This is a genomic window from Pseudomonas sp. TJI-51 (assembly GCF_000190455.2).
In the GTDB taxonomy this organism is placed as follows: Bacteria; Pseudomonadota; Gammaproteobacteria; order Pseudomonadales; family Pseudomonadaceae; genus Aquipseudomonas; species Aquipseudomonas juntendi.
The window spans coordinates 1-25,799 of sequence record NZ_AEWE02000066.1; the positions used below are offsets into that span (position 1 = coordinate 1).

The 25,799-nt window shown below is 63.0% G+C and carries 25 protein-coding genes; 10 read left to right on the forward strand and 15 right to left on the reverse strand.

Features of this window, described 5'->3' with window-relative positions:
• Positions 1-29 precede the first annotated feature (29 nt).
• The 4 genes from acnD to G1E_RS15195 all read right to left on the reverse strand — a co-directional run bounded on the left by acnD (position 30) and on the right by G1E_RS15195 (position 5,589).
• Positions 30-2,618 (reverse strand): Fe/S-dependent 2-methylisocitrate dehydratase AcnD, encoded by a 2,589-nt coding sequence (gene acnD / locus G1E_RS15180; RefSeq protein WP_047149915.1) that lies wholly within the window; start codon positions 2,616-2,618, stop codon positions 30-32.
• 124 nt (positions 2,619-2,742) lie between these two features.
• Positions 2,743-3,870, reverse strand: a complete 1,128-nt coding sequence (gene prpC / locus G1E_RS15185; RefSeq protein WP_009683859.1) for a 2-methylcitrate synthase — start codon at positions 3,868-3,870, stop codon at positions 2,743-2,745.
• Positions 3,871-3,985: 115 nt separating this feature from the next.
• Positions 3,986-4,876: a methylisocitrate lyase gene (gene prpB, locus G1E_RS15190; protein ID WP_009683858.1), complete on the reverse strand. Its 891-nt coding sequence runs from the start codon at positions 4,874-4,876 to the stop codon at positions 3,986-3,988.
• Positions 4,873-5,589, reverse strand: coding sequence for a GntR family transcriptional regulator (locus G1E_RS15195; protein ID WP_009683857.1), 717 nt, complete (start codon positions 5,587-5,589; stop codon positions 4,873-4,875). The genes prpB and G1E_RS15195 overlap by 4 nt, the downstream gene beginning before the upstream one ends.
• A gap of 307 nt (positions 5,590-5,896) precedes the next feature.
• Here G1E_RS15195 and G1E_RS15200 point away from each other — a divergent pair, with 307 nt between their 5' ends.
• The 5 genes from G1E_RS15200 to G1E_RS15220 all read left to right on the forward strand — a co-directional run bounded on the left by G1E_RS15200 (position 5,897) and on the right by G1E_RS15220 (position 11,278).
• Positions 5,897-6,433, forward strand: a complete 537-nt coding sequence (locus tag G1E_RS15200; protein ID WP_029884944.1) for an ATP-dependent zinc protease — start codon at positions 5,897-5,899, stop codon at positions 6,431-6,433.
• Positions 6,434-6,438: 5 nt separating this feature from the next.
• The gene (locus G1E_RS15205) at positions 6,439-7,974 is read left to right on the forward strand and encodes an inactive transglutaminase family protein (protein ID WP_029884945.1); all 1,536 of its coding nucleotides are present in this window, start codon (positions 6,439-6,441) and stop codon (positions 7,972-7,974) included.
• Complete coding sequence (locus tag G1E_RS15210) at positions 7,974-8,954, forward strand: alpha-L-glutamate ligase-like protein (protein WP_009683854.1); 981 nt, start codon at positions 7,974-7,976, stop codon at positions 8,952-8,954. The genes G1E_RS15205 and G1E_RS15210 overlap by 1 nt, the downstream gene beginning before the upstream one ends.
• A gap of 159 nt (positions 8,955-9,113) precedes the next feature.
• A complete protein-coding gene (gene pabB / locus G1E_RS15215; RefSeq protein ID WP_009683853.1) occupies positions 9,114-10,457 on the forward strand; it encodes an aminodeoxychorismate synthase component I in 1,344 nt (447 codons plus the stop codon).
• 86 nt (positions 10,458-10,543) lie between these two features.
• Positions 10,544-11,278, forward strand: coding sequence for a phosphoadenylyl-sulfate reductase (locus G1E_RS15220; protein WP_009683852.1), 735 nt, complete (start codon positions 10,544-10,546; stop codon positions 11,276-11,278).
• Between the two features lie 52 nt (positions 11,279-11,330).
• On the opposite strand, the gene cysB is transcribed toward G1E_RS15220, so the two are convergent.
• The 3 genes from cysB to G1E_RS15235 all read right to left on the reverse strand — a co-directional run bounded on the left by cysB (position 11,331) and on the right by G1E_RS15235 (position 14,003).
• Positions 11,331-12,305, reverse strand: coding sequence for an HTH-type transcriptional regulator CysB (cysB, locus tag G1E_RS15225; protein ID WP_009683851.1), 975 nt, complete (start codon positions 12,303-12,305; stop codon positions 11,331-11,333).
• A 127-nt stretch (positions 12,306-12,432) separates the two neighbouring features.
• Positions 12,433-12,930, reverse strand: a complete 498-nt coding sequence (locus tag G1E_RS15230) for a universal stress protein (RefSeq protein ID WP_009683850.1) — start codon at positions 12,928-12,930, stop codon at positions 12,433-12,435.
• 125 nt (positions 12,931-13,055) lie between these two features.
• Entirely contained in the window at positions 13,056-14,003 is a 948-nt protein-coding gene (locus tag G1E_RS15235; RefSeq protein WP_047149916.1) for a putative 2-dehydropantoate 2-reductase, read from the reverse strand.
• Positions 14,004-14,235: 232 nt separating this feature from the next.
• Between G1E_RS15235 and G1E_RS15240 the strand changes: the two genes are divergently transcribed.
• Positions 14,236-15,312: a 3-deoxy-7-phosphoheptulonate synthase gene (locus G1E_RS15240; RefSeq protein WP_009683848.1), complete on the forward strand. Its 1,077-nt coding sequence runs from the start codon at positions 14,236-14,238 to the stop codon at positions 15,310-15,312.
• A 49-nt stretch (positions 15,313-15,361) separates the two neighbouring features.
• Here G1E_RS15240 and G1E_RS15245 read toward each other — a convergent pair whose 3' ends face one another.
• Positions 15,362-15,643 carry a GNAT family N-acetyltransferase gene (locus G1E_RS15245; protein ID WP_009683847.1) on the reverse strand — a complete coding sequence of 94 codons (282 nt, stop codon included), beginning with the start codon at positions 15,641-15,643 and terminating at the stop codon, positions 15,362-15,364.
• Between the two features lie 508 nt (positions 15,644-16,151).
• Here G1E_RS15245 and oprI point away from each other — a divergent pair.
• Positions 16,152-16,403 (forward strand): outer membrane lipoprotei OprI, encoded by a 252-nt coding sequence (gene oprI, locus G1E_RS15250; RefSeq protein WP_003259780.1) that lies wholly within the window; start codon positions 16,152-16,154, stop codon positions 16,401-16,403.
• 129 nt (positions 16,404-16,532) lie between these two features.
• Here the strand turns inward: oprI and G1E_RS15255 are convergent, their stop codons facing one another.
• The 3 genes from G1E_RS15255 to G1E_RS15265 all read right to left on the reverse strand — a co-directional run bounded on the left by G1E_RS15255 (position 16,533) and on the right by G1E_RS15265 (position 18,578).
• Positions 16,533-17,510, reverse strand: coding sequence for a L,D-transpeptidase family protein (locus G1E_RS15255; protein WP_009683846.1), 978 nt, complete (start codon positions 17,508-17,510; stop codon positions 16,533-16,535).
• Between the two features lie 113 nt (positions 17,511-17,623).
• A complete protein-coding gene (locus G1E_RS15260; protein WP_009683845.1) occupies positions 17,624-17,914 on the reverse strand; it encodes a hypothetical protein in 291 nt (96 codons plus the stop codon).
• A gap of 58 nt (positions 17,915-17,972) precedes the next feature.
• Positions 17,973-18,578: an arylesterase gene (locus tag G1E_RS15265; protein WP_009683844.1), complete on the reverse strand. Its 606-nt coding sequence runs from the start codon at positions 18,576-18,578 to the stop codon at positions 17,973-17,975.
• Positions 18,579-18,588: 10 nt separating this feature from the next.
• On the opposite strand from G1E_RS15265, the gene G1E_RS15270 reads away from it, so the two are divergent.
• Positions 18,589-19,272, forward strand: a complete 684-nt coding sequence (locus G1E_RS15270; RefSeq protein WP_009683843.1) for an ABC transporter ATP-binding protein — start codon at positions 18,589-18,591, stop codon at positions 19,270-19,272.
• Positions 19,272-21,779, forward strand: a complete 2,508-nt coding sequence (locus G1E_RS15275) for an ABC transporter permease (protein WP_047149917.1) — start codon at positions 19,272-19,274, stop codon at positions 21,777-21,779. Before G1E_RS15270 ends, G1E_RS15275 begins: the two co-directional genes overlap by 1 nt.
• A 48-nt stretch (positions 21,780-21,827) precedes the next feature.
• On the opposite strand, the gene greB is transcribed toward G1E_RS15275, so the two are convergent.
• The 4 genes from greB to G1E_RS15295 all read right to left on the reverse strand — a co-directional run bounded on the left by greB (position 21,828) and on the right by G1E_RS15295 (position 24,823).
• Complete coding sequence (greB, locus tag G1E_RS15280; RefSeq protein ID WP_009683840.1) at positions 21,828-22,301, reverse strand: transcription elongation factor GreB; 474 nt, start codon at positions 22,299-22,301, stop codon at positions 21,828-21,830.
• A gap of 10 nt (positions 22,302-22,311) precedes the next feature.
• Positions 22,312-22,620, reverse strand: a complete 309-nt coding sequence (locus tag G1E_RS15285) for a hypothetical protein (protein WP_009683839.1) — start codon at positions 22,618-22,620, stop codon at positions 22,312-22,314.
• Between the two features lie 248 nt (positions 22,621-22,868).
• On the reverse strand, positions 22,869-23,306 hold the full coding sequence (locus G1E_RS15290) for a DoxX family protein (protein WP_009683838.1): 438 nt from the start codon (positions 23,304-23,306) through the stop codon (positions 22,869-22,871).
• A gap of 113 nt (positions 23,307-23,419) precedes the next feature.
• Positions 23,420-24,823 carry a transglycosylase SLT domain-containing protein gene (locus G1E_RS15295; RefSeq protein ID WP_009683837.1) on the reverse strand — a complete coding sequence of 468 codons (1,404 nt, stop codon included), beginning with the start codon at positions 24,821-24,823 and terminating at the stop codon, positions 23,420-23,422.
• Positions 24,824-24,976: 153 nt separating this feature from the next.
• Between G1E_RS15295 and G1E_RS15300 the strand changes: the two genes are divergently transcribed.
• Complete coding sequence (locus tag G1E_RS15300) at positions 24,977-25,771, forward strand: TatD family hydrolase (RefSeq protein WP_009683836.1); 795 nt, start codon at positions 24,977-24,979, stop codon at positions 25,769-25,771.
• Positions 25,772-25,799: the final 28 nt, after the last annotated feature.

Here is a 25,799-nt window from a genome sequence, read left to right on the forward strand (position 1 = left end):
GGGCCGCAACGCGGCCCCTGCTCTTAGGGTTAGGCGGTAGCTTCGAGGAAGTCCTGGGCGAAGCGTTGCAGCACCCCGCCCGCTTCGTAGATCGACACTTCCTCGGCCGTGTCCAGGCGGCAGGTCACCGGCACATCGATGCGCTCGCCGCTGGCCCGGGTAATCACCAGGGTCAGCGTAGCGCGCGGCGTACGCGCACCCAGCACGTCATAGGTTTCGCTACCGTCCAGCCCCAAGGTCTTGCGGTCGGTGCCGGGTTTGAACGCCAGCGGCAGCACGCCCATGCCTACCAGGTTGGTGCGGTGAATGCGCTCGAAACCTTCTGCGACAATGGCCTCGACACCGGCCAGGCGCACGCCCTTGGCCGCCCAGTCACGCGATGAGCCCTGGCCATAGTCGGCACCGGCCACGATAATCAGCGGCTGCTTGCGCTGCATGTAGGTCTCGATCGCCTCCCACATGCGGGTCACCCTGCCTTCCGGTTCGATTCGCGCCAGCGAGCCTTGCTTCACGCTGCCGTCTGCGTTGCGCACCATCTCGTTGAACAGCTTGGGGTTGGCAAAGGTCGCGCGCTGGGCGGTCAGGTGGTCACCGCGGTGGGTGGCGTAAGAGTTGAAGTCTTCTTCTGGCAGGCCCATTTTCGCCAGGTACTCGCCCGCAGCACTGTCGAGCATGATCGCGTTGGATGGCGACAGGTGGTCGGTGGTGATGTTGTCCGGCAGCACCGCCAGCGGCCGCATGCCACGCAGGGTCCGCTCACCGGCCAAGGCGCCTTCCCAGTACGGCGGCCGGCGAATATAGGTGCTCATTGGCCGCCATTCATACAACGGTGCCACTTTCGGCCCGCGGTCTTCCTCGATGGCGAACATCGGGATGTACACCTTGCGGAATTGCTCCGGCTTGACCGCCGCACGCACCACGGCGTCGATCTCTTCGTCACTGGGCCAGATGTCCTTGAGGCGGATTTCCTGGCCATCGACCACGCCCAACACGTCCTTCTCGATGTCGAAGCGAATGGTGCCCGCAATCGCATAGGCGACCACCAAGGGTGGCGAGGCCAGGAAGGCTTGCTTGGCATACGGGTGGATACGCCCGTCGAAGTTGCGGTTGCCCGACAGAACGGCGGTGGCGTACAGGTCACGGTCGATGATTTCCTGCTGGATCACCGGGTCCAGGGCGCCAGACATGCCGTTGCAGGTCGTACAGGCGAAGGCGACGATGCCAAAGCCCAGTTGCTCCAGTTCTTTCTCCAGGCCAGCCTCTTCCAGGTACAGCTGCACCGCCTTGGAGCCCGGGGCCAGCGATGACTTGACCCACGGCTTGCGGGTAAGGCCCAGCCTGTTGGCGTTGCGTGCAATCAGGCCTGCGGCGATCACGTTGCGCGGGTTGCTGGTGTTGGTACAGCTGGTGATGGCGGCAATGATCACCGCACCATCAGGCATCTGCCCTGGCACTTGCTGCCAGCTGCCGGCAATGCCTTTGGCCGCCAGCTCGCTGGTGGCCACGCGGGCATGCGGGTTGGACGGGCCGGCCATGTTGCGTACCACGCTCGACAAGTCGAAGCTCAGGGTACGCTCGTATACCGCGCCGGCCAGGCTGTCGGCCCAGAGGCCGGCGACCTTGGCATAGGTTTCCACCCGTTTGACCTGCTGTTCTTCACGGCCGGTCAGGCGCAGGTAATCGATGGTCTGCTGGTCGATGGCGAACATGGCCGCCGTGGCGCCGTACTCCGGGGCCATGTTGGAGATGGTCGCGCGGTCCCCCAGGGTCAGGGCGCGCGCACCTTCACCGTGGAACTCCAGGTAGGCGCCGACCACTTTCTGCTTGCGCAGGAACTCGGTCAGGGCCAGCACCAGGTCGGTGGCGGTGAGGTTCGGCGCCAGCTTGCCGGTCAACTCGACGCCGACGATTTCCGGCAGGCGCATCCACGATGCTCGGCCAAGCATCACGTTTTCCGCTTCCAGGCCACCCACGCCAATGGCGATCACGCCCAGGGCATCGACGTGCGGGGTGTGGCTGTCAGTGCCCACACAGGTATCCGGGTAGGCGATGCCATGTTCGCAGTGCACCACCGGCGACATCTTCTCCAGGTTGATCTGGTGCATGATGCCGTTACCCGGCTGGATCACGTCGACATTCTTGAACGCTTTCTTGGTCCAGTTGATGAAGTGGAAGCGGTCTTCGTTACGTCGGTCTTCGATGGCGCGGTTCTTGTCGAACGCTTGCGGGTCATAACCGCCGCACTCGACAGCCAGCGAGTGGTCGACGATCAGTTGTACCGGCACCACCGGGTTGACCTGGGCCGGGTCGCCGCCCTTGTCGGCGATGGCGTCACGCAGGCCGGCGAGGTCGACCAGCGCGGTCTGGCCGAGGATGTCATGGCACACCACGCGCGCCGGGAACCACGGGAAATCGAGGTCGCGCTTGCGCTCGATCAGTTGGCTCAGCGAGGCGTCGAGGGTGGCCGGGTCGCAGCGACGCACCAGGTTTTCGGCGAGAACGCGCGAGGTGTACGGCAGGCCGTCGTAGGCGCCGGGCTTGATCGCCTCGACGGCCGCGCGCGCATCGAAGTAGTCCAGGTCGGTGCCTGGCAGGGGCTTGCGGTATGCAGTATTCATATCGTTATCAGGCTCGGTCACGGTACTCGGTATACAGATCTGGCCAATGGGGGCGCTGCGCAGTCCCTGTGGGAGCGGCCTTGTGCCGCGATTGGGCTGCGCAGCAGCCCTGGCGATCCATGCCTCAGCGCTGCTCGATCGGCACGAACTGGCGCTGCTCGACGCCGACATACTCGGCGCTCGGGCGGATGATGCGGTTGTTGGCGCGCTGCTCGAACACGTGCGCCGCCCAGCCAGTCAGGCGCGAACAGACGAAGATCGGGGTGAACAGCTTGGTCGGAATACCCATGAAGTGGTAAGCCGAGGCATGGTAGAAGTCGGCATTGGGGAACAGGCGTTTCTGCTCCCACATGGTCTTGTCGATGGCTTCGGAAACCGGGTACAGCACCTTGTCGCCCACCTCATCGGCCAATTGCTTCGCCCAGCCCTTGATCACCTCGTTGCGCGGGTCGGACTCTTTGTAGATGGCATGCCCGAAGCCCATGATCTTGTCTTTGCGCTCGAGCATGCGCAGCAGCTCGGCAGTGGCTTCCTGCGGGCTCTGGAAGCGCTCTATCAGCTCCATGGCAGCCTCGTTGGCCCCCCCGTGCAGCGGGCCGCGCAGCGTGCCGATGGCTGCGGTAACGCAGGAATACAGGTCGGACAGGGTCGAAGCGCACACCCGGGCCGTGAAGGTCGAGGCGTTGAACTCGTGCTCGGCGTAGAGGATCAGCGACACGTTCATGACCTTGACGTGCAGCTCGCTGGGCTTCTTGCCGTGCAGCAGGTGCAGGAAGTGGCCGCCCAGGGTGTCTTCGTCGCTGCTGCAGTCGATGCGCACGCCATGGTGGGTGAAGCGGTACCAGTAGCACATCACCGCCGGGAACAGGGCCAACAGCCGGTCGGTCTTGTCGCGCTGGGCTTCGAAGGTGAGCTCGGGCTCGAGGGTACCGAGCACCGAACAACCGGTGCGCATCACGTCCATGGGGTGGGCGTCGCGGGGAATGCGCTCGAGCACTTCCTTGAGTGCCGGTGGCAGGTCACGCATGCCCTTGAGCTTGTGTTTGTAGTCGGCCAATTCAGCCTGGGAGGGCAGCTCGCCGTACAGCAGCAGGTAGGCGACCTCTTCGAATTCGGCACCAGCGGCCAGGTCACGCACATCGTAACCGCGGTAGGTCAGACCGGCACCGGCCTGACCCACGGTGGACAGTGCAGTCTGGCCGGCGACCTGGCCACGCAGGCCCGCGCCACTGAGTACTTTTGCTTCGGCCATGGTGTTTCTCCTTTCTTGAACTTGTTATGGAAATCTGGCTGGCTAATCGGGCTTGCCTGTACCCGCCCTTTCGCGGGCAACCCCGCTGCCATACGGGGCTGGTGTTGTCACTGGCTCAGCCCTTCTTCTGGGCAAACAACGCGTCGAGGCTCTGCTCGAAGGCGTGGTAGCCAATGGCATCGTAAAGCTCCATGCGCGTCTGCATGGTGTCGATCACGTTCTTCTGCGTGCCGTCGCGGCGCAGCGCGGTGTACACATTCTCGGCTGCCTTGTTCATGGCGCGGAACGCCGACAGCGGGTACAGCACCAGCGAAACATCGACCGCAGCCAGCTCTTCGGTGGTGTACAGCGGAGTGGCGCCAAACTCGGTGATGTTGGCCAGTATCGGTGCCTTCACCCGGTCAGCGAAGGTCTTGTACATCTGCAGCTCGGTGATCGCTTCCGGGAAGATCATGTCGGCACCCGCCTCGATGCACGCTGCGGCACGATCCAGGGCAGCGTTCAAGCCTTCGACGGCCAAGGCGTCGGTACGCGCCATGATCACGAAGCTGTCGTCGCTGCGGGCATCGACGGCTGCCTTGATGCGGTCGACCATTTCCTGCTGGCTGACGATTTCCTTGTTCGGCCGGTGGCCGCAACGCTTGGCGCCGACCTGATCCTCGATATGGATCGCCGCCGCACCGAACTTGCTCATCGAGCGCACGGTGCGCGCCACGTTGAAAGCCGAGGCACCGAAGCCTGTATCGACATCCACCAACAGCGGCAGGTCGCACACATCGGTAATACGGCGCACGTCGGTGAGCACATCGTCCAGGCCAGTGATACCCAGGTCCGGCAGGCCCAGGGAGCCTGCTGCCACGCCGCCACCGGACAGGTAGATGGCCTTGAAACCGGCGCGCTTGGCCAGCAAGGCATGGTTGGTATTGATGGCGCCAACCACCTGCAGGGGGTGTTCAGCGGCGACGGCATCGCGAAAACGCTGACCGGGTGTGCTGTTCACAGTCATTTCTCACCTCGTGGGTTATTGTTGTGGGCGTCCAGATAGTGACGCTCGATATTGCGCTTGGACGCACCGATGTGACGGCGCATCAGAAGTTCGGCCAGTTCGCCGTCACGTTCGGCGATGGCATCGAGAATGCGGTGGTGTTCGGCAAAGGCCTGGCGTGGCCGGTTGGGCGTGGCCGAGAACTGGATACGGTACATGCGCACCAGCTGGTACAGCTCGCCACACAGCATCTTGACCAACGTCTGGTTACCGCTGCCCTGGATGATGCGGTAATGGAAGTCGTAGTCGCCCTCCTGCTGGTAGTAACCCAGGCCAGCCTGGAACGCGGCATCCCGCTCATGGGTATCGAGCACCCGGCGCAGCTCGTCGATATCGGCCTGGCTCATGCGTTCAGCGGCCAGGCGGCAGGCCATGCCTTCCAGGGACTCACGAATCTCGTACAGCTCGATCAGTTCGGCATGGTTGAGCGATACCACCCGTGCGCCTACATGGGGCACCCGCACCAGCAGGCGCTGGCCTTCCAGGCGGTGGATGGCCTCGCGCAGCGGCCCGCGGCTGATGCCATAGGTGCGTGCCAGCTCTGGCTCGGAGATCTTGCTGCCAGGGGCAATTTCCCCTTTGACGATGGCCGCCTGAATACGCCGGAAGACGTTTTCCGACAAGGTTTCCGATTCGTCTGCCAGCATCGGGCCAGGGGTGGAAAGGTCTTGCATATTGTCGACACCTTGGGAAATCTCTTCGCCAGAAGTTAACCAGCGAAGCCACTCAAGTCAAAGACAAATTCAATATTGTCGACAATCGTCTAAGAACGAACTTAGGCAAGCCAAGCGCTGTCAGATCGCGCACCGCTGGCGTCAATACGTCGTCGTGATAGAATGCCGCGCCTCCGATGGGGTATGGATAGCCTGTCTGTCATGCAGTCATGCTTGTTGACAGATGAACGAGGAAGCTTGCGCAGTAGTTGCCAGTCACCTTGACCTGAACCTTGCCTAGAACCTTGCACTGCATCGCGCCAGGATTATGAGACTCACACCCGTTTTATTGCTGCTTTGCCTCACCCTGCTGCCGGCCATTGGCCAGGCGGCCGGCAAGACCGTGTACGGTCTCAATGAATACGCACGCCTGGGCGACCTGGACCTGGAAGTGGCGGCCAAACTCGACACCGGCGCCAAAACTGCCTCGCTCAGCGCCCGCGACATCAAGCGCTTCAAGCGCAACGGCGAAAGCTGGGTGCGCTTCTACCTGGCCATCGATGCCGCCCACTCGCATCCGATCGAACGGCCCCTGGCCCGCGTCAGCAAAATCAAGCGCCGAGCGGGCGACTATGATGCTGAATCGGGCAAGGCCTACACCGCCCGCCCGGTCATCGAACTCGAAATCTGCATGGGCCAGGCCCTGCGCACCATCGAAGTCAACCTCACCGACCGCAGCGCCTTCCAGTTCCCGCTGCTGATCGGCTCCGAGGCGCTCAAGCACTTCGACGCGCTGGTCGACCCAAGCCTTAAATACGCGGCCGGCAAACCTGCCTGTGCCACCGACGCTCCCAAAGCAGAGTAATCCCGATGCGCTCTCTTACCCTCCATCTGAAAGTCCTGATCACCGTACTGGTGTTGTTGGGCGTGGCAGTCACGGCTTATCAGATCTTCTTCCTCGGCATACCGGTGACCGAGGATGAAACCGACGACCTGTGGAACATCGACGCCAAGGTCGAGTTCGTGGCCAGCACCAAGGACCCGGTCAAGGTGCAGATGTTCGTGCCGCCACTGAACCGCGACTACGTCAGCCTCAACGAGAGCTTCATCTCCAACAACTACGGGGTCAGCGTCAACCGTGCCGATGGCAACCGCAAGGTCACCTGGTCGGCCCGTCGCGCCAGCGGCAACCAGACGCTGTACTACCGCCTGGTGCTGACCAAGCGCTACAGCAACGAAAAAACCGCGGTAAAAGGCCCGACCTTCCGTGACAGCCTGGCCATCGACGGCCCCGAAAAAATCGCCGCCGAGGCGCTGATGGCGCCTATCCGCCAGCATTCGGCCGACGTCGAGACGTTCGTCAGCGAAACCATCAAGCGGGTCAACAACCTCAACGATGACAACGTCAAACTGCTGCTGGCCGGCGATACCTCACCGATGAAAAAGGCCCAGGTGATCGACCTGCTGCTGTCGATTGCCCACGTACCGATGGAAAAGGTGCACACCATCCGCCTGGTGGCCGACACCCCGCAAACCCCCGAGCTGTGGCTGCGCAGCTACAACGGCAACGACTGGCTGTACTTCAACCCGGACACGGGCGAACAGGGCCTGCCCAGCGACCGACTGCTGTGGTGGACCGGTGACGACAACCTGATTACCGTCGATGGCGGCAAGAAGGCCAACGTCACGTTCAGCATGAACAACAGTGAAATGAACGCCATTCGCCTGGCCAAGCTGACTGACGAGAACACCGACGCCGACTTCCTCGAATATTCGCTGTACGGCCTGCCCCTGCAAACCCAGCAGACCTTCATGATCATGGTCATGATCCCGATTGGTGTGCTGGTGATCCTGGTGCTGCGCAACCTGATCGGTATCCAGACCCTGGGTACCTTCACCCCGGTGCTGATCGCCCTGGCCTTCCGCGAAACCCAGCTGGGCTTCGGTATCGTGTTGTTCACGGTCATCACGGCATTGGGCCTGTCACTGCGTTCGTACCTGGAGCACCTGAAACTGCAGATGCTGCCGCGCCTGTCCGTGGTGCTGACCTTCGTCGTGGTGCTGATTGCGGCGATCAGCCTGTTCAGCCACAAGCTGGGCCTTGAGCGCGGGCTGTCGGTAGCCCTGTTCCCGATGGTGATCCTGACCATGACCATCGAACGCCTGTCGATCACCTGGGAAGAGCGTGGCGGCGGCCATGCCATGAAAGTGGCCATCGGCACCCTGTTTGCCGCATCACTGGCCCACCTGCTGATGATGGTGCCAGAGCTGGTGTACTTCGTGTTCACCTTCCCGGCCGTGCTGCTGATCCTGGTCGGCTTCATGCTGGCGATGGGCCGTTATCGCGGCTACCGTCTGACCGAGCTGATGCGCTTCAAGGCATTCGTGAAAAAGGCAGACGTGTGATGTTTGGCCTGATCAAGACGTGGAAAGCCCTGGAGGCCCGGGGCATCATGGGCATCAACCGGCGTAACGCAGACTATGTGCTGAAGTACAACAAGCGCAGCCTGTACCCGATTGTCGACGACAAGATCATCACCAAGGAGCGTGCCCTCGCGGCAGGCATCCACGTGCCGGAAATGTACGGTGTCATCGAGACCGAGAAGCAGATCGACAAGCTTCACGAGATCATCGGCGGCCGCAACGACTTCGTCATCAAGCCGGCCCAAGGTGCCGGCGGTGACGGCATCCTGGTGATCGCCGACCGCTTCGAGGACCGCTACCGCACCGTTTCCGGCAAGATCATGAGCCACGAGGAAATCGAGCACCAGGTCTCGAGCATCCTCACCGGCCTGTACTCGCTGGGCGGGCACCGTGACCGGGCGCTGATCGAATACCGGGTCACACCTGACCAGATCTTCAAGAGCATCAGCTATGAAGGCGTGCCCGACATCCGCATCATCGTGCTGATGGGCTACCCGGTCATGGCCATGCTGCGCCTGCCCACCCGGCAGTCCGGCGGCAAGGCCAACCTGCACCAGGGCGCCATCGGCGTAGGGGTCGACCTGGCTACCGGCGTGACCCTGCGCGGCACCTGGCTGAACAACATCATCAGCAAGCACCCAGACACCACCAACGCGGTGGACGGCGTGCAACTGCCGAACTGGGACGGCTTCATGAAGCTGGCCGCCGGGTGCTACGAGCTTTGCGGGCTGGGCTATATCGGCGTGGACATGGTCCTGGACCAGGACAAAGGCCCGCTGATTCTGGAGCTCAACGCCCGCCCAGGGCTGAACATCCAGATCGCCAACGACTGCGGGTTGACCCAGCGCACCCATGCTATCGAAGCGCACATCGAAGCGCTGGCCAAGGACGGCCTGACGGAGGACGTCGAGCAGCGGGTGAAGGTGTCGCAGGGCTTGTTCGGGCACGTACACCCAGGCTGACATCGCCGGGGCGGCTGCCACATCTCCTGGGGCAGCCGCCTTGCGTCGCGACCAGCCCCAGGCGCCAAACACAGGGTTGAATGTCGCGCCCAGTGCTAGGCGCTGCTCCCGCACAGGTCTACAATCGCCCTCCTCGCTTTTACATCGCCGTCCATACTGATGCCGACCTGTACGCTCCACCCCCTGCCCTACCAACCCGACCCAGCCGCCTATTTCGCCCGCCTGCGCCAGGCGCCCGGTGCCATCCTGCTCGACAGCGCCCGCCCTGGTGCCGAGCGCGGGCGTTTCGATCTGCTCAGTGCCTGGCCGCTGCAACAACTGCAAGCCGAACCCGCAGAGGATGGCCGCGCCTTTCTCGCCCGCCTGCGCGAGGGCCTGGCGCGCCTGGGCAGCGCCGATTTGCCCAGCGGCGTAGAACTGCCTTTCGCCGGCGGCCTGATCGGCTACCTGAGCTATGACTTCGGCCGCCGCCTTGAACACCTGCCAAGCAACGCCGTGGATGACCTCGGGCTGCCCGACGCGCAACTGGGCCTGTATGCCTGGGCGCTGGTCAGCGACCACCAGTGCGGCACCAGCCAGCTGGTGTTTCACCCAAGCCTGCCGCAACACGAGCGCGAACGCCTGATCAGCTTCTTCGCCGGCAGCGAGCACACGCCCGATGGCGACTTTCAGCTGCTCGCACCCATGGCCGGCGACTTGCAGCCTGCGCAGTACCAGGCCGCCTTCGACCAGGTGCAGCGCTATATCCAGGCCGGTGACTGCTACCAGATCAACCTCACCCAGCGCTTTCGCGCGCCGTGCAAGGGCGACCCGTGGCAGGCCTACAAGGCACTGCGCCAGGCCTGCCCGACGCCCTTTTCGGGCTATCAGCAGTTGGCCGACGGCAGCGCCCTGCTCAGCTTTTCACCCGAGCGCTTCATTCGCGTCAGCCAACGCCAGGTCGAGACCCGTCCGATCAAGGGCACGCGCCCACGCGCCATCGACCCGGGCGAAGACCGGCGCAATGCCGAGGCGCTGTTGCACAGCCCCAAGGACCGCTCGGAAAACCTGATGATCGTCGACCTGCTGCGCAATGACCTGGGACGTACCTGCGAGGTGGGCTCGGTAAAGGTACCGGAGCTGTTCAGCCTGGAGAGCTACCCCAACGTGCACCACCTGGTCAGTAGCATTACCGGCCGTTTGGCCAGCGGCAAGGACGCCCTGGACCTGATCGCCGACAGCTTCCCTGGCGGCTCGATTACCGGCGCGCCGAAGATCCGCGCCATGCAGATCATCGACGAGCTGGAGCCCACGCGGCGGGCACTGTACTGCGGTTCCCTGCTGTATGTGGACGTGCGTGGCGAAATGGACAGCTCGATCGCCATTCGCAGCCTGCTGGTCAAGGATGGCCAGGTCAGCTGCTGGGGTGGCGGCGCAGTGGTGGCCGACTCCGAATGGCAGGCCGAGTACGAAGAGTCGATTGCCAAGGTGCGGGTATTGCTGCAGACACTGCAAGGCCTGTGAGCGCCAGCCCGTCCAGACCCTGTTTTTTTGTTACCATCACCCCCACTACGAGCGCACAGCGCCACAGCCAAGATGGAAACCGCCTGATGAGCCAACCCTTCGACGTCGCCGCCCTGGCCGCGACCTATGCCAACAAATCCCCGCAAGACATCCTCAAGCTTGCCTTCGAGCACTTCGGCGACGACCTGTGGGTTTCCTTCAGCGGCGCCGAGGACGTGGTGCTGGTCGACATGGCCTGGAAGCTTAACAAGCAGGTCAAGGTATTCAGCCTCGACACAGGCCGCCTGCACCCGGAAACGTACCGGTTCATCGACCAGGTGCGCGAGCAGTATGGCCTGCCGATCGAAATCCTCAGCCCGGACCGCGCCCAGCTTGACCCATTCGTCAAGGAAAAGGGCCTGTTCAGTTTCTACAAGGACGGCCATGGCGAGTGCTGCGGCATCCGCAAGATCGAGCCATTGCGGCGCAAGCTGGCAACCGTCAGCGCCTGGGCCACTGGCCAGCGCCGTGACCAGAGCCCTGGCACTCGCAGCCAGGTGGCAGCGCTGGAAATCGACAGCGCCTTCTCCACGCCCGAGCGCACGCTGTACAAGTTCAACCCGCTGGCGCAGATGAGCAGCGCAGAAGTGTGGGGTTATATCCGCATGCTGGAGCTGCCGTACAACAGCCTGCATGAACGTGGCTTCATCAGCATCGGCTGCGAGCCCTGCACGCGCCCGGTGCTGCCGAACCAGCATGAACGTGAAGGGCGTTGGTGGTGGGAAGAGTCCACCCAGAAGGAGTGCGGGTTGCACGCTGGCAACCTGATCAGCAAGGCTTGAACCCGTAACGCCGCTGTAGAAGCGGGGGCGCAAAGCCCCCGGTGTTCGTGTTTCAGTGCACGGGCAGCTCGACCCCTTCGAACAGCGCTTCGAGCTCCTGCTTGTTGTGGCACTGGATGGCCTTGGCCATCACTTCGCGGGTCAGGTGCGGCGCGAATTTCTCGATGAAGTCACACATGAAGCCGCGCAGGAAGGTGCCACGGCGGAAACCGATCTTGGTGATGCTGGCCTCGAACAGCTCGCTGGCATCGAGTGCCACCAGGTCGCTGTCGAGCTTGGCGTCCACTGCCATGCCGGCAACGATGCCCACGCCCAGCCCCAGGCGCACATAGGTCTTGATCACGTCGGCGTCGGCGGCAGTGAACACTACCTTCGGCGTAAGGCCGCGGTGGTTGAAGGCCTCATCCAGCTTGGAGCGCCCGGTGAAACCGAACACATAGGTCACGATCGGGTATTCGGCTACGGCCTCCAACGTCAGCTTGGGCAGCTTGGCCAGTGGGTGACCTTGCGGCACGACCACGCAACGGTTCCACTTGTAGCAAGGCATCATGACCAGGTCGCCGAAAAGCTCCAGTGCCTCGGTGGCAATGGCAAAGTCGACCGTGCCGTCTGCGGCCATTTCGGCAATCTGCATCGGCGAGCCCTGGTGCATGTGCAGGGACACTTCCGGGTATTGCTTGATGAAGCTGCTGATCACCGGCGGCAACGCGTAGCGCGCCTGGGTATGGGTGGTGGCGATGGACAGCGTGCCCTTTTTCTCGTTGGAGAACTCCTGGGCGATCTGCTTGATGCTCTCGACCTTGCGCAGGATTTCGCCCGCGGTATTGATGATGCGCTCACCGGCCGGGGTAACGCGGGTCAGGTGTTTGCCACTGCGCGCGAATACTTCAACACCCAACTCGTCTTCCAGCAGGCGGATCTGCTTGCTGATACCCGGCTGGGAGGTATACAGGCTCTGCGCCGTCGCGGAGACATTGAGGTCATGATGCGCCACTTCCCAGATGTAGCGCAGTTGTTGAAGCTTCATAGATTTCCCTCGGTTCAGCGATGAGTCAGCGGCGGCAAGCAGCGACGATATATAACTATATTAGTGGTTCCGGAAATAAATCTAGAACAATTTTGTTACATGCTGAGGATATGCCCTACAGCCGCGCTCACGTTTTCCTACGCCCCAAATGCTGCGCCAACGGCACCATGTAGACCGGGACCGGCGACAGTTGCAGCAGCCGCACCGCCGTACGGCCGATTGGCACATCCACCCCGGCACCGGCACTGTGGCTACCAAAAATCAGCAGGTCGACACTGAGCCGTTGCGCCTGATCCAGAATGACCTGCGCCGGGTCGCCCTGGCGAACCCGTACGGCCTTGATGACAGCTAGGTCGGCCTCCTCGCCCAGCTCATCGCGAAAGTTCTCCAGCACGCGCTGCTCTATATTGGCCATTACCGTATTCACCCCCTGGCTGTGCAACTGGTCGAGCGTTTGCTCGTCGAGGTAGCTTTGCAGGAGAGATTCAGCGAACTGGCCCATGGGCTCGACCGCATGGATCACGTACAACTCAGCCCCGAATGTCCGCGCCAGCGCCAGCGCATGTTGCATGACAAACGGGGCATAGACACCGAGGTCGGTGGCGTACAGCATGGAGCGGATCATTCGACCTCCTGGACTGCCGCTGCGGCAGATCAAGCTTCAGCTTAGCAGCGCGGCAGAGGCACGCTTCGCCGTCCGGCGCGCTGCACGGGTGAGCTGTATCGGGCTGGGAATCCCCCCTCGAACGCTTAGACCCGGCCTTGGTGCTGGTCGATGAACAACAGCGCCTGGTAGAGCATTTCCATGCGCGGCAAGCGGCAGCCAGCCGCCCGCGCCTGCGCCAGTGGCTCGGCATAAATGGCCTGCAACTCCAATGGGCGCTTGTGTGCATGGTCGTGGTACATGCTGGGCCAGTAATCAGGCATGCGCTCGGTGACCTGGAACAGGTGTTGGGCGTAGCCTTCCGGCAGCAAATGGCCGCATGCTGCGGCACCCTGCACAACTTCTGCCATCAGCGCCAGGACCAGTTCACGGCTGGCGGTGTTGCCCATCAATGCAGTGGTGCTGGCACCCAGCAATACCGAGAGGCCGTTGTAAGGCACGTTCCACACCAGTTTCTGCCAGCGCGCCAGCGCCAGGTTCGGCATGGCGTGCGAGTCGATGCCCGCCGCCTGGAACAAGCCTGTGCCCTCACTGACCAGCGCCGTACCACCATCGCTGGCAGGCCCGCTGTGGTACCCCAGGTTCACGGTACCCAAGGCCTGATGCCGGATCACGCCTGGCCCCTGCCGGTTGACACAGATGAAGCACAGCCCGCCCAGCAGGTGCATGTCGCTGCGCAGTGCCGGGCGCAGCTGCTCCTCGACCCCCAGGCCGTTCTGCAACAGCACCACCTTGGCACCCGGTGCGGCAGCCTGCACGATCAAGGGGGCCAGGTGGCCGTTGCTGGTCGCCTTGGCCCCGATCAACAACCAGTCACAGGGCGGCATATCGGCGGCCCTGGCATAGGCTTGCACCTTCATGTGCAGCGTGCCGTGCTCGGCACTGTCCAGGCTCAGGCCATGCTCACATACCGCCGGGTACTCGCTACGCAGCAGAAAATGCACATCGAAACCGGCCTTGGCCAGCATCAACCCATAGAAGCCGCCAATGGCGCCACTGCCAATGATGCCAATACGTAGTGCGCGCGAATGCATGCCAATCTCCAGCTAACAGGTAGGCGTTCTTTTTACACCGGTTGGGCAACGCTGGGCAGGCCATTCGCGCTTCAACCCTTGGTACAGGTAAAAACCCCACAATGACTGGGCTCAGCCCATTGTCCCGCCCCTTGTAACGCGCTAAGGTTCGGCTCCCCGTTGCGATTATTCTTGCTGCTGGGCCGCACGGGGATTGTTGGCGGCCGGCACCCGTGACCTGACGAGTAACACGATGGCTGATTTACCGATCGATGACTTGAACGTTGCCTCCAACGAGACCCTGATCACCCCTGATCAGCTCAAGAAGGAAATCCCCCTCAGCGCCAAGGCCCTGCAGACCGTGACTGCCGGCCGTGAAGTGGTGCGCAATATTCTCGACGGCAAGGACCATCGCCTGTTCGTCGTGGTCGGCCCTTGCTCCATCCACGATATCAAGGCCGCTCACGAATATGCCGAGCGCCTGAAAGTACTGGCCGCAGAGGTGTCCGACACCCTGTACCTGGTCATGCGCGTGTACTTTGAAAAGCCGCGCACCACGGTCGGTTGGAAAGGCCTGATCAACGACCCGTACCTGGATGACTCGTTCAAGATCCAGGACGGCCTGCACATCGGCCGCAAGCTGCTGCTGGATTTGGCGGAAATGGGCCTGCCGACCGCGACCGAAGCGCTGGACCCTATCTCCCCGCAATACCTGCAGGACCTGATCAGTTGGTCGGCTATCGGCGCCCGTACCACCGAATCGCAAACCCACCGCGAGATGGCCTCGGGGCTGTCATCGGCGGTAGGTTTCAAGAACGGCACCGATGGCGGCCTGACCGTCGCCATCAACGCCTTGCAGTCGGTGTCCAAGCCACATCGCTTCCTGGGTATCAACCAGGAAGGCGGCGTGTCGATCGTCACCACCAAGGGCAACCCATACGGCCACGTGGTACTGCGCGGCGGTAATGGCAAACCCAACTACGATTCGGTCAGCGTTGCGCTGTGCGAGCAAGACCTTGCCAAGGCCAAGATCAAGGCAAACATCATGGTCGACTGCAGCCACGCCAACTCCAACAAGGACCCGGCCCTGCAACCACTGGTGATGGAGAACGTCGCCAACCAGATTCTCGAAGGCAACCAGTCGATCATCGGCCTGATGGTCGAAAGCCACCTGAACTGGGGCTGCCAGTCGATTCCGAAGAACCTGGAAGACCTGCAATACGGCGTGTCGGTTACCGATGCCTGCATCGACTGGTCGGCAACCGAAAAAACGCTGCGCAGCATGCGTGCCAAGCTCAAAGATGTATTGCCGCAGCGCAAGCGTGGCTGATTGACGCCCTACTGAGCGGGCTCACCATGGCCCGCTCTCATGGCCTGGCTCAGGCCTTGGTGGAGTGCCGCTGCTGGCGCTCCATGTAGCGCTCCACGTATGAGCACGACGGTATCACCGTGTAGCCCATCTGCTCGGCATAAGCCAGGGCCTGCTCGGTCAGCGCGGCGGCGATGCCACGGCCGCGCAGGGCGTTAGGCACGAAGGTGCGATAGATATCCAGCGTTTGCTTGCCCAGGTCCATGTACGTCAGGTAGGCACGATGACCGTCCACGGTGGTCTCGAACTGATGACCGGCCTGGTCATGGTGGATGGTCAACGATTCGCTCATCACTACTCCTCGCAGGTCTTTCAGGTAGACCCTTCCCTTAACCGATGGTGGTTTAATCCGGCACAGAATGCTCTACGCCACCTGTTGCCCATACGACCGCTGGACGATTGCAATCGTTCGAGTCTTCTGGCGCTCACAAGATAGTAGGCGCGGCATGCGGATTTACTCAAGGTTTCGACAGTTAAAAAGGGCTTGGCGCTACCCTCTTCACTTAATGCCGTAGCCCCTGCAGCCGCCGGATGCTTTAGGCTTTAAGACGCCGAAAGACCGTGCAAGTCACCCTTAGTTCAACAAAAAAGTTCCTGTACTACACTTGCTTGCGGGCACGACAGGTTGTTGATCACGCCCAGCTCGCACAGCGTGCCGGGGCCACGTCAAGCAACATTTTTTTTGCAGTTCTTGCGCTCAGTCAGTTTACTTACTACAAGTAATGAGTACTATGTACGCCGGCCAGTTTCTCTTTTCCGAGAGATGGCTATTTAATAGAAAGTCCTTGAAGGGGAACACGATGAACAACGTTCTGAAATTCTCTGCTCTGGCTCTGGCCGCAGTTCTGGCTACCGGTTGCAGCAGCGTCTCCAAAGAAACTGAAGCTCGTCTGACTGCTACTGAAGACGCAGCAGCTCGCGCTCAAGCCCGTGCCGATGAAGCCTACCGTAAGGCTGACGACGCACTGGCAGCCGCTCAGAAGGCTCAGCAGACCGCTGACGAAGCCAACGAGCGCGCTCTGCGTATGCTGGACAAAGCCAGCCGCAAGTAATAATCCTTACGGATTGTTAAGAAGCCGACCCACTTGTGGGTCGGCTTTTTTTTGCCTGCTCGTTGCCGCGCCTTCCAACTGTTACGAAAAGGCCCGCACAAAGGCGGGCCTCCCTGTATCGCCACTACCTTACTGCAGTTCTGGGGGAATGCTGGAAACCACCGGTGCGCCTGCCTGGTTTTCGACCGGTACGGCAATTTCTACCGGCATGCCATCTTCTGCAGCCACCACATCACGCACCATGTCCCAGTTCATGCGCAGGTTGTTGGCCAGGTCTTCGCGCTTGAGCAAGGCATTGATGACAGCGGTATGCTTGTCGACTACCGACGGATTGCCCTGGTCATCCAGCGGGGTGTGTGCCTCGAGGTACACCTTGCCGCCACTGATACCAAACTTGTAAGGCTCGTTGATGATGCGCACCGGCGTACCCACCGGCACCAGCTTGGACAGTTCCAACACGTTGTTGTTGAGCATGCGGAAGCAACCGTGGCTGGTGCGCATGCCGATACCGAACTTCTTGTTCGAACCGTGGATCAGGTAGCCCGGCACGCCCAAGGTGAACTTGAATGGCCCCAGTGGGTTGTCCGGGCCTGCCGGCACCACCGCAGGCAGGATATCGCCGTCTGCCGCGTGCTCTTTGCGGATGGATGCGGGCGGGGTCCAGGTCGGGTTCGGCGTCTTGGCGATGATCTTGGTGTTGGCGATCGGCGAACCCCAGCCTTCACGACCGATACCGAGCGGGAAGGTGTACACCACGTTTTGACCTTTCGGGTAGTAGTACAACCGGTACTCGGCCAGGTTGATGACCACGCCTTCGCGCGGGCCCGGTGGCAGGATGTAGCGGGTGGGCAGGATGATCTCGGTGCCGGCGCCCGGCAACCACGGGTCCACACCCGGGTTGGCAGCGATCATTTCCAGGTAGCCGAGGTCGTTGGCGGTGCCGATATCGGCGAAGGTGTCCTCGTACTTGGCCTTGATCACATGCACCTGGCCGACGATGTCTTCACCAGGAGGTGGCAGTGGCAGCTCCAGCGCAGCAGCGGGGCCTGCTACCAGCAGGGCGGCCAGGGACAGGCTACGGGTGACGGCAGGAAAGCGCGGCAACATCCGGTAAATCCTTCGAAAGGTGGGTCAAGAGGATCGATTGTACACCTGCACTGGTGCCAGCGGGAGGCATTGCTGAGCGGCAAGCGTTTCAGATGATGAAAGGTGCGAGTCGTTCAGCTGCCGTGCAGCTCAGGCCACACCGGGCGCATGCCCCGCCGCTGGGCATCGAGGATGGCCCGGCACAGCTCGCACAGGCGGCCATCGCGATAGATCGAGCGCGGCACCCCCGACCAGCGCGGTTGCGCGGGCAGCAGCCCACCGCACAAGGTACGGTCTACCGGCACACCCAACTCGAGCTGCCGGGCCACCAGGTGCACGCGGACCTCCTGGCAGGCAAACAGGTCAAGCTGCTCATCGGGCTCGATCAATTGGTAGGCGTACAGGGACCAGGCGGGGCGCGGCATCGGTGGCACTCGAAACGGGGGGCGCAACATTAGCCGAAAGCTGCCCCCGTTTAAAGCATCACAGCAAGGGTTTTATCGCCGGCCAGGCATTTTCCAGCAAGCGCTGCTGGGCACCCTGGGCCGGATGAATGCCATCAGCCTGCATCAACTCTGGCACACCCCCTACCCCTTCAAGGAAAAACGGCACCAGCGGGACCTTTTTGTCCGCCGCCAACTGCTCATACACGTTGGCAAACGCACGGGTGTAGCGCACACCGTAATTGGGCGGCAGGCGCATGCCCAGCAGCACCACTTTGGCGCCAGCCTGCCGCGAGCGCTCGATCATCGAAGCAAGATTTTGTTGCAATTGCGCAGGCGGCTGCCCGCGCAGGCCATCGTTGCCGCCCAGCTCCAGTACCACCAGGCTGGGCTTATGCGCTGCAAGCAGCGCGGGCAAGCGCGCCTGGCCACCCGCACTGGTGTCGCCACTGATCGACGCGTTGACCACCTTGGCGTCGAAACCTTCCTTCTCCAGCCGGGTCTGCAACAGAGAGACCCACCCCTGGCGGCTATCCAGGCCAAAACCGGCGCTGATACTATCGCCAACCACCAGCAACGTTCCCGCCGCCGCGCTCTGGGCCAGGCAATACAGGGCCAGACCGGCACTCAGCCACCTTATTCGCATCGGATTCTCCATGGGCCCCAGCATTCTCGTTGCGCAGAACCTTAGCAAAGTGGTCCCCAGTGCGGAAGGTGACCTCGCCATCCTGCACGCCCTGTCCCTCGACCTGGCCCGGGGTGACAGCCTGGCCATCGTCGGCGCTTCGGGCTCGGGCAAGTCGACGCTGCTTGGCCTGCTCGCCGGCCTGGACCAACCCAGCGCTGGCAAGGTGATACTTGCCGGGCACGACCTCGGGCCGCTGGATGAAGACCAGCGCGCCCGGGTGCGCGCCGAACACGTCGGCTTCGTGTTCCAGTCGTTCCAACTGCTGGACAGCCTCAACGCCCTGGAGAATGTCATGCTGCCGCTGGAGCTTGACGGGCGCAGCGATGCCCGCGAACAAGCACGCACCTTGCTTGAACGGGTCGGCCTTGGCGCGCGCCTCAGCCACACGCCACGCCAGCTGTCCGGGGGCGAGCAACAACGGGTGGCCATCGCCCGCGCCTTCGCCGCGCACCCTGCCGTGTTGTTCGCCGATGAACCCACCGGCAACCTGGACAGCCACACCGGCGAGCGTATCAGCGACCTGCTGTTCGAGCTGAACCAGGAGCGTGGCACCACGCTGGTGCTGGTTACCCATGACGAACGCCTGGCCCGCCGCTGCCGCCGCCAGATCCGGCTGGACGCAGGCCGCCTGGTGGCAGCGGTGGAGGCCTGATGAAACACATGCCGCTGTCCCGCCTGTGCGGCCTGGCCCTACGCCAGTTGCTCCGCGACCTTCGTGCCAGCGAAGTGCGGGTGTTGTTCTTCGCCCTGCTGGTAGCGGTGGCAGCCAGCACCGCCATCGGCTATTTCGGTGCCCGCCTGAACGGCGCCATGCAACTGCGCGCCAGCGAATTCCTTGGCGCCGACCTGGTGTTGCAAGGCAGCGCCCCGGCCCGAGAACAACAACTCGCGGCCGGCCAGGCACTGGGCTTGCGCCACGCTCAGGTGGTCGAGTTCACCAGTGTGGTCGGCGGCGATAGCGGTATCCAGCTGTCCAGCGTGAAAGCGGCCGACAGCGCCTACCCCCTGCGTGGGCAGCTGCGCAGCGCCGCGGCCCCATATGGTGCTGAACGCCCGGGTGGCGGGCCGGCGCCCGGTGAAGCATGGGTGGAACCGCGCCTGTTGGCGGCCTTGGGGCTGTCGATAGGCGACAGCATCGACGTCGGCATGAAAACCCTGCGCATGAGCCGGGTACTGACCTATGAGCCGGACCGCGCCAACAACTTCTACAGCCTCACGCCGCGGGTGATGATCAACCTGGCCGACCTGCAGGCGACCGGGGTGATCCAGCCCGGCAGCCGGGTTACCTACCGCGACCTGTGGCGTGGCGATAGCGAAGCACTGGCGCAGTACCGCCAGGCAATTGAGAAAAGCCTGGCCGCCAACCAGCGCCTGCGCGATACCCGCGATGGCAACCAGCAGATCGGCGGCGCCCTGGGCAAGGCAGAACGCTACCTGAACATGGCCAGCCTGGTGGCAGTGTTGCTGGCCGGCGTGGCCGTAGCCTTGTCGGCCAGCCGCTACGCTGCACGGCGCCTGGACGCCAGTGCCCTGCTGCGTTGCCTGGGCCTGTCGCGCCGGCAGGCCCTTGGCCTGTACTGCCTGCAACTGGCCATGCTCGGCGTAGTAGCGGCGCTGGCCGGCGCGCTGCTGGGCTGGCTTGCCCAGCTGGGCCTGTTCCGCGTACTGCACGGCCTGCTTCCCAGCGTGGTCCCAGCCGGGGGCGTACTACCGGCCCTGGCCGGCATCGCCACAGGGCTGGTAGCACTGGCCGGCTTTGCCCTGCCACCGATCGCGGCGCTGGGCCAGGTGCCGCCATTGCGCGTACTGCGCCGCGACCTGTTGCCGATACCGCCCAGCAGTTGGCTGGTTTACGGTGCAGCCCTGTTCGCGCTAGGCCTGATCATGTGGCGGCTAAGCCTGGACCTGCTGCTGACCTTCGCCCTGCTGGCTGGCGGCCTGGTTGCTGCGCTGTTGCTCGGTGGCCTGCTGCTGCTCGGCTTGCGCAGCCTGCGCCGCTTGCTGGCCGGCGCCCCGCTGACCTGGCGCCTGGGGTTGGGCCAGTTGCTGCGCCACCCCATGGCCGCCGCTGGCCAGGCGTTGGCGTTCGGCCTGATCCTGCTGGCCATGGCCCTGGTCGCCCTGCTGCGGGCGGAATTGCTCGACACCTGGCAGGCCCAGCTACCCAAGGATGCGCCCAACTATTTCGCCCTGAATATCCTGCCAGACGACCGCGAGCCGTTCGCTCAGCACCTGCAGCAGGTCAACGCCGTCGCGGCCCCACTATACCCGGTGACACCGGGGCGGCTGGTGCAGATCAACCAACAACCGGTGCAGCAGATCGTCAGCAAGGATTCGGCAGGCGAGCGCGCCGTGCAGCGCGACCTCAGCCTGACCTGGGCCGCCGAACTGCCCGAAGGCAATGCGTTGACAGCCGGGAGCTGGTGGCAAGCATTGCCCGGCGAACACGAAATCCCCGGGGTATCGGTGGAGGCAGAGCTGGCCAAGAGCCTGAAGCTTCAGACTGGCGACCTGCTGACGTTCGATATCGGCGGCCAACAGCGCCAAGCCAGGGTCAGCAGCTTGCGCAGTGTGCATTGGGACAGCTTCCAGCCCAACTTCTACATGATCTTCCAACCCGGCACCCTGCAAGGCCTGCCGACCACCTACCTGACCAGCTTCTACCTGGCGCCGGGGCACGACCTGGACGTGGTGACCCTGTCACGTGCGTTCCCGGCAGTGACCATCCTGCAGGTCGATGCCCTGCTCGACCAACTGCGCAGCATCCTCGCCCAGGTGACCCTGGCCGTGGAATATGTGCTGCTGTTCGTGCTGGCGGCAGGGCTGGCGGTGCTGTTCGCCGGTTTGCAGGCAACGTTGGATGAGCGCATTCGCCAAGGCGCCCTGCTGCGTGCACTGGGCGCGCCCAGGCCGCTGCTGGTCAGGGCACGGCGGATCGAGTTCGGCCTGCTCGGGGCAGCCAGCGGGTTGTTGGCGGCCGTGGGTTGCGAACTGATCACCCTGGTGCTTTACCGCTATGCCTTCAATCTGCAGTGGGGGCCGCACCCCTGGTTGCTGTTGCTGCCATTGACAGGGGCTTTGCTGGTAGGCGGCGCGGGGGTTATAGGCACGCGGCGGGCGCTCAATGCCAGCCCTTTGGCGGTACTGCGGGACACTTGAGGCTGCACGTGCCGGCCCGGCATGCGGGCCGGCACATGCAGCCGCAATTCACTGGCCGTAGCTGATGCTGTTCACATACCACGTGGCTTCACCGGTAGGTGTGTGTACCAGCACCTCGTCACCCTCCTGCTTCTTCAGCAAGGCGCGGGCCATGGGTGAGTCGATCGAGATGTAGTCATTGCGGCCGTAGATTTCGTCATAACCCACGATGCGAAACTTCATGGTCTCGCCGTCGTCGTTCTCGATCTCGACCCAGGCGCCGAAAAACACCTTGCCTTCCTGCTCGGGCGAGTAGGCCACCACCTTCACGTCCTCAAGACGCTTGCGCAAATACCGCACCCGGCGGTCGATCTCGCGCAGCAGCTTCTTGTTGTACTGGTAGTCGGCATTCTCGCTACGGTCCCCCAGCGACGCCGCCCAGGCGACCTTCTGGGTGATCTCGGGGCGATAGACCCGCCACAGGTGGTCCAGCTCTTTCTTCAGCGCCGCGTGGCCTTCGCTGGTGATGATGTTGGTGCTCAACAGGCGCTCCTCAGCGGCGGGTGATCAGGCCCTGGCGCGCGATACGGGTGAGGTGGCCGATGACCTCGGCAGCGTCCTGCGGGCCGGGCGACTGAATGACCGCAAGGTCGAAACGGTCCTGCCCATACTGCGCAAGATTGCAGGCGTCATCGGCGAACTGGATCAGGAATGCGCGTGCCTGGCCCTTGCGCCGGGACAGGCCTTCGAGGTGACGCAAAAGAGTGGGCTGATGCTGGCCGCCGAGCAGGATGCGCGGCGTGCGGGATGCCTGGTGTGCAGGCAAAGGGCTCAAACAGACACTGGTACGTGGGCAACTCATGGTGCTTCTCTCCGCCTCGCGAATCCCGCTGGGCAGCGGTGGGAGGCGTCACCGAACCAGCGCTTTAGCGGTATTTCGGACGAGCCGCACAAGGGGCTTTCCTGCGCCCCGCAAGTAGCTGTTTAAATCGGCGCAGGCGGTATGCTAGAGCGATGAGCTTCAAGTTGCAAGCGACAAGCCGCAAGCAGAAGCAGGCCGAGGAAAGGCCCGCCCTTGCTTGCGGCTTGTCGCTCACAGCTTGCAAAGGGTCAGCGGGCGATCAGGCGGTCCAGCGAGAAGCGCCCGGCACCTTCGATCATCACGGCAACGGTACCGGCGAGCAGCGCCAGGGCAAACTCGTAGCCGTTGTTGGACATGAACAAGCCATTGCCAATGTGCACCGAGAAAATCGCCACGATCAGGGTCACGCTCAGTGCCAGCGCCGCCGGGCGCGCCAGCAGCCCCAGCACCAGGGCCAACCCGCCGAAGAACTCGGCACTACCGGACAACAGGGCCATCAGATAACCCGGCGCCAGGCCGATGCTTTCCATCCACTGGCCGGTGCCTTCCAGGCCATAGCCGCCAAACATGCCGAACAGCTTTTGCGCACCATGCGCCATGAAGATGATGCCGACCAGTATGCGGATAATGCTCAGGCCAGCGCCGGCACGGGTGGAAAACAGGGCATTGAGCGTGTTGTTGTTCATGGCGAAGCGTCCTTGAGGCGATGCAGTTATGTTGAGATGGACGCCATCTTAATCAGTTTCTAAGATATTAAAATCGCAAAAAACCCAGCATTGTTATCTAATAAATCGATACTTCATCGCTTGGCTACACGTTCAAGCGCTGCACGTTCGCGGTTGAATGCCAGGTAGTACTTGTTGACACTGTTGACGAAGTTCACCGGCCCCATGCCCACCTGCTCCATGGCAATACGCTCGGTCTGGAAGAACCATTGGTTGCCATTGAGCCCGCGTCGGCGAGCTTCGGCGCGCATGGCTTGAACGCGTTCGGGGCCAAGGTTGTAGGCAGCAAGCACGAACGCCATGCGCTCGCGCTCGTTGATTTTGGGGCTGGCGAAAAACGTGCGGCGGATCAGCGCCAGGTAGCGCGCGCTGGCCAGCACGTTGCCGTCTACCGTGGCCGTGTTGCTCACCCCCACACGCTGGGCTGCTGCCGGGGTGATCTGCATCAGCCCATGGGCGCCACCGCTGCCGCGTGCGGCCGGGTTCAGTGTCGACTCCTTGAACGCCAGCGCCGCCAGGTTCAGCCAGTCGATCTGTTGCGCCTGCCCATGCTTCTGCAACACGGCCCGCAGCGCTGCCAGACGCCGGCGGTCCTTGCTGGCCAACGGGTTGTGCACCCGATACTGGCGGCGGTAAATCCGCTCGAACGCGGCATCCTGGTTGTCTGGCGCCCGGTAACCCTTGAGGAAGCGATCGACTGCAGCGAGCAGCTGCGGCGCATCACGCCCGACATACCAGCGCATGGCCTGCGGCGGCCCCAGACGCACACCGCTGTGCAGGCGCAGGCGCGGCATCACCCGCGCCCAACGCCGGGCAATAGGCTGCTCCACCACGGTCAGGTGGTAGATGCCGGCCTGGACCATCTCCAGCACATCTTCCACGGCCAATGTCGAGTCGACCCACTCCACCTTGATCGGCGGCCGCTTGCGCAGGGCCAATTGCTGGTTGGCCTGCTGGATGAATGGGCCCGCCGCGCTGGCACTGGTCAATGCCACGGTTCGCCCCGACAGCTGCTCGAGCTTGCTGAAGCTGCGCTCGCCTTTGCGCCCGACCAGTGTCAGCGGCACCTGATCGAGTAGCGGTGCGCTGCTGCTGACACCGCGCACAGTGCCTGGGTCCAGCAGCTCGCCCGGTGCAGCAAGGTCGCCCTCGCCACGCGCCAGGGCGCCGAGCAATTGCTCCTTGGCCCGCGGTATGAGCTGCAGCTCGATCTGTTGATCATCGTCGCTGCGCGCGTTGAGGAAGTGTTCCAGGGCCCGCAGGCGGTAATACTCGATGCCGACCGGTTCGCCCTTGACCTCGCCCGAGCTATTGCGGCTTTGGTTGACCAGCACCCGCAGCACCTTGCTGCTGCGGATCTGCTGCAAGTCGCGAACCTTGGCAGGCGCAGGGTTATGTTGCGGCCCTTGGGTTTGCGCAAGGGCCGTCCCGGACAAGACCAGCCCGAGCGCCAACAGGAAAGTGAGCCAGAATCGCATGCGCAAAAAGATCCATTCGGGGGCGGCATCCAGGGTCGCACGCCAAGTGACAAATGACGGCAAAAGACCCCGGCCACAGCATGAAGTTCTTGGTTTTGTTCAGAAAAACCCGGTTTTTGCTATGCTGGCCGCTCCGCGGCACGAGAGACCACCATGCAACTGATCGATATCGGCGTCAACCTGACCAACAGCAGCTTCCACGACCAGCAGGCGGCCGTCGTCGAGCGCGCCATCGAAGCCGGGGTGACCCAGATGGTGCTGACGGGCACCAGCCTGGCAGTCAGCGAACAGGCACTGGAGCTGTGCCAGCAACTGGACGCCAGTGGCGCGCATCTGTTTGCCACTGCCGGCGTGCACCCCCACGATGCCAAGGCATGGGAGGCCGGTAGCGAAGGCCGGCTGCGCCAACTGCTAAGCGAGGCACGGGTACGTGCTGTGGGCGAATGCGGCCTGGACTTCAACCGTGATTTCTCCCCTCGCCCCCTGCAAGAAAAAGCTCTGGAAGCCCAGTTGGCGCTGGCCGTTGAGCTACGCCTGCCGGTGTTCCTGCATGAGCGCGATGCCAGCGAGCGCTTGCTGGCCATTCTCAAGGATTACCGCGACCACCTGAGCGCGGCGGTCGTGCATTGTTTCACTGGGGAGCGTGAGGCGCTGTTCGCCTACCTCGACATGGACCTGCACATCGGTATCACCGGCTGGATCTGCGACGAGCGCCGGGGGACGCACCTGCACGCGCTGGTGGGCAACATTGCCGAAGGCCGGCTGATGCTGGAAAGCGATGCCCCCTATCTGCTGCCCCGCACCCTGCGCCCCAAACCCAAGAACGGCCGCAATGAGCCGGCCTTCTTGCCGCAAGTACTGCATGAAGTGGCCTTGCACCGGGGTGAAACGGTCGAACATACGGCAGCGCACACCACGGCCACGGCAGGGGCGTTCTTCCAGATCTGAGCTGACGGGGCCGGTTGAGGCAGGAGAA

What these genes read in the sequence shown, in the direction of transcription:
- acnD (WP_047149915.1), bottom strand. Translation starts at nt 2,618, where the DNA reads ATGAATACTGCATACCGCAAGCCCCTGCCAGGCACCGACCTGGACTAC.
- prpC (WP_009683859.1), bottom strand. Translation starts at nt 3,870, where the DNA reads ATGGCCGAAGCAAAAGTACTCAGTGGCGCGGGCCTGCGTGGCCAGGTC.
- prpB (WP_009683858.1), bottom strand. Translation starts at nt 4,876, where the DNA reads ATGACTGTGAACAGCACACCCGGTCAGCGTTTTCGCGATGCCGTCGCC.
- G1E_RS15195 (WP_009683857.1), bottom strand. Translation starts at nt 5,589, where the DNA reads ATGCAAGACCTTTCCACCCCTGGCCCGATGCTGGCAGACGAATCGGAA.
- G1E_RS15200 (WP_029884944.1), top strand. Translation starts at nt 5,897, where the DNA reads ATGAGACTCACACCCGTTTTATTGCTGCTTTGCCTCACCCTGCTGCCG.
- G1E_RS15205 (WP_029884945.1), top strand. Translation starts at nt 6,439, where the DNA reads ATGCGCTCTCTTACCCTCCATCTGAAAGTCCTGATCACCGTACTGGTG.
- G1E_RS15210 (WP_009683854.1), top strand. Translation starts at nt 7,974, where the DNA reads ATGTTTGGCCTGATCAAGACGTGGAAAGCCCTGGAGGCCCGGGGCATC.
- pabB (WP_009683853.1), top strand. Translation starts at nt 9,114, where the DNA reads ATGCCGACCTGTACGCTCCACCCCCTGCCCTACCAACCCGACCCAGCC.
- G1E_RS15220 (WP_009683852.1), top strand. Translation starts at nt 10,544, where the DNA reads ATGAGCCAACCCTTCGACGTCGCCGCCCTGGCCGCGACCTATGCCAAC.
- cysB (WP_009683851.1), bottom strand. Translation starts at nt 12,305, where the DNA reads ATGAAGCTTCAACAACTGCGCTACATCTGGGAAGTGGCGCATCATGAC.
- G1E_RS15230 (WP_009683850.1), bottom strand. Translation starts at nt 12,930, where the DNA reads ATGATCCGCTCCATGCTGTACGCCACCGACCTCGGTGTCTATGCCCCG.
- G1E_RS15235 (WP_047149916.1), bottom strand. Translation starts at nt 14,003, where the DNA reads ATGCATTCGCGCGCACTACGTATTGGCATCATTGGCAGTGGCGCCATT.
- G1E_RS15240 (WP_009683848.1), top strand. Translation starts at nt 14,236, where the DNA reads ATGGCTGATTTACCGATCGATGACTTGAACGTTGCCTCCAACGAGACC.
- G1E_RS15245 (WP_009683847.1), bottom strand. Translation starts at nt 15,643, where the DNA reads ATGAGCGAATCGTTGACCATCCACCATGACCAGGCCGGTCATCAGTTC.
- oprI (WP_003259780.1), top strand. Translation starts at nt 16,152, where the DNA reads ATGAACAACGTTCTGAAATTCTCTGCTCTGGCTCTGGCCGCAGTTCTG.
- G1E_RS15255 (WP_009683846.1), bottom strand. Translation starts at nt 17,510, where the DNA reads ATGTTGCCGCGCTTTCCTGCCGTCACCCGTAGCCTGTCCCTGGCCGCC.
- G1E_RS15260 (WP_009683845.1), bottom strand. Translation starts at nt 17,914, where the DNA reads ATGCCGCGCCCCGCCTGGTCCCTGTACGCCTACCAATTGATCGAGCCC.
- G1E_RS15265 (WP_009683844.1), bottom strand. Translation starts at nt 18,578, where the DNA reads ATGCGAATAAGGTGGCTGAGTGCCGGTCTGGCCCTGTATTGCCTGGCC.
- G1E_RS15270 (WP_009683843.1), top strand. Translation starts at nt 18,589, where the DNA reads ATGGGCCCCAGCATTCTCGTTGCGCAGAACCTTAGCAAAGTGGTCCCC.
- G1E_RS15275 (WP_047149917.1), top strand. Translation starts at nt 19,272, where the DNA reads ATGAAACACATGCCGCTGTCCCGCCTGTGCGGCCTGGCCCTACGCCAG.
- G1E_RS15285 (WP_009683839.1), bottom strand. Translation starts at nt 22,620, where the DNA reads ATGAGTTGCCCACGTACCAGTGTCTGTTTGAGCCCTTTGCCTGCACAC.
- G1E_RS15290 (WP_009683838.1), bottom strand. Translation starts at nt 23,306, where the DNA reads ATGAACAACAACACGCTCAATGCCCTGTTTTCCACCCGTGCCGGCGCT.
- G1E_RS15295 (WP_009683837.1), bottom strand. Translation starts at nt 24,823, where the DNA reads ATGCGATTCTGGCTCACTTTCCTGTTGGCGCTCGGGCTGGTCTTGTCC.
- G1E_RS15300 (WP_009683836.1), top strand. Translation starts at nt 24,977, where the DNA reads ATGCAACTGATCGATATCGGCGTCAACCTGACCAACAGCAGCTTCCAC.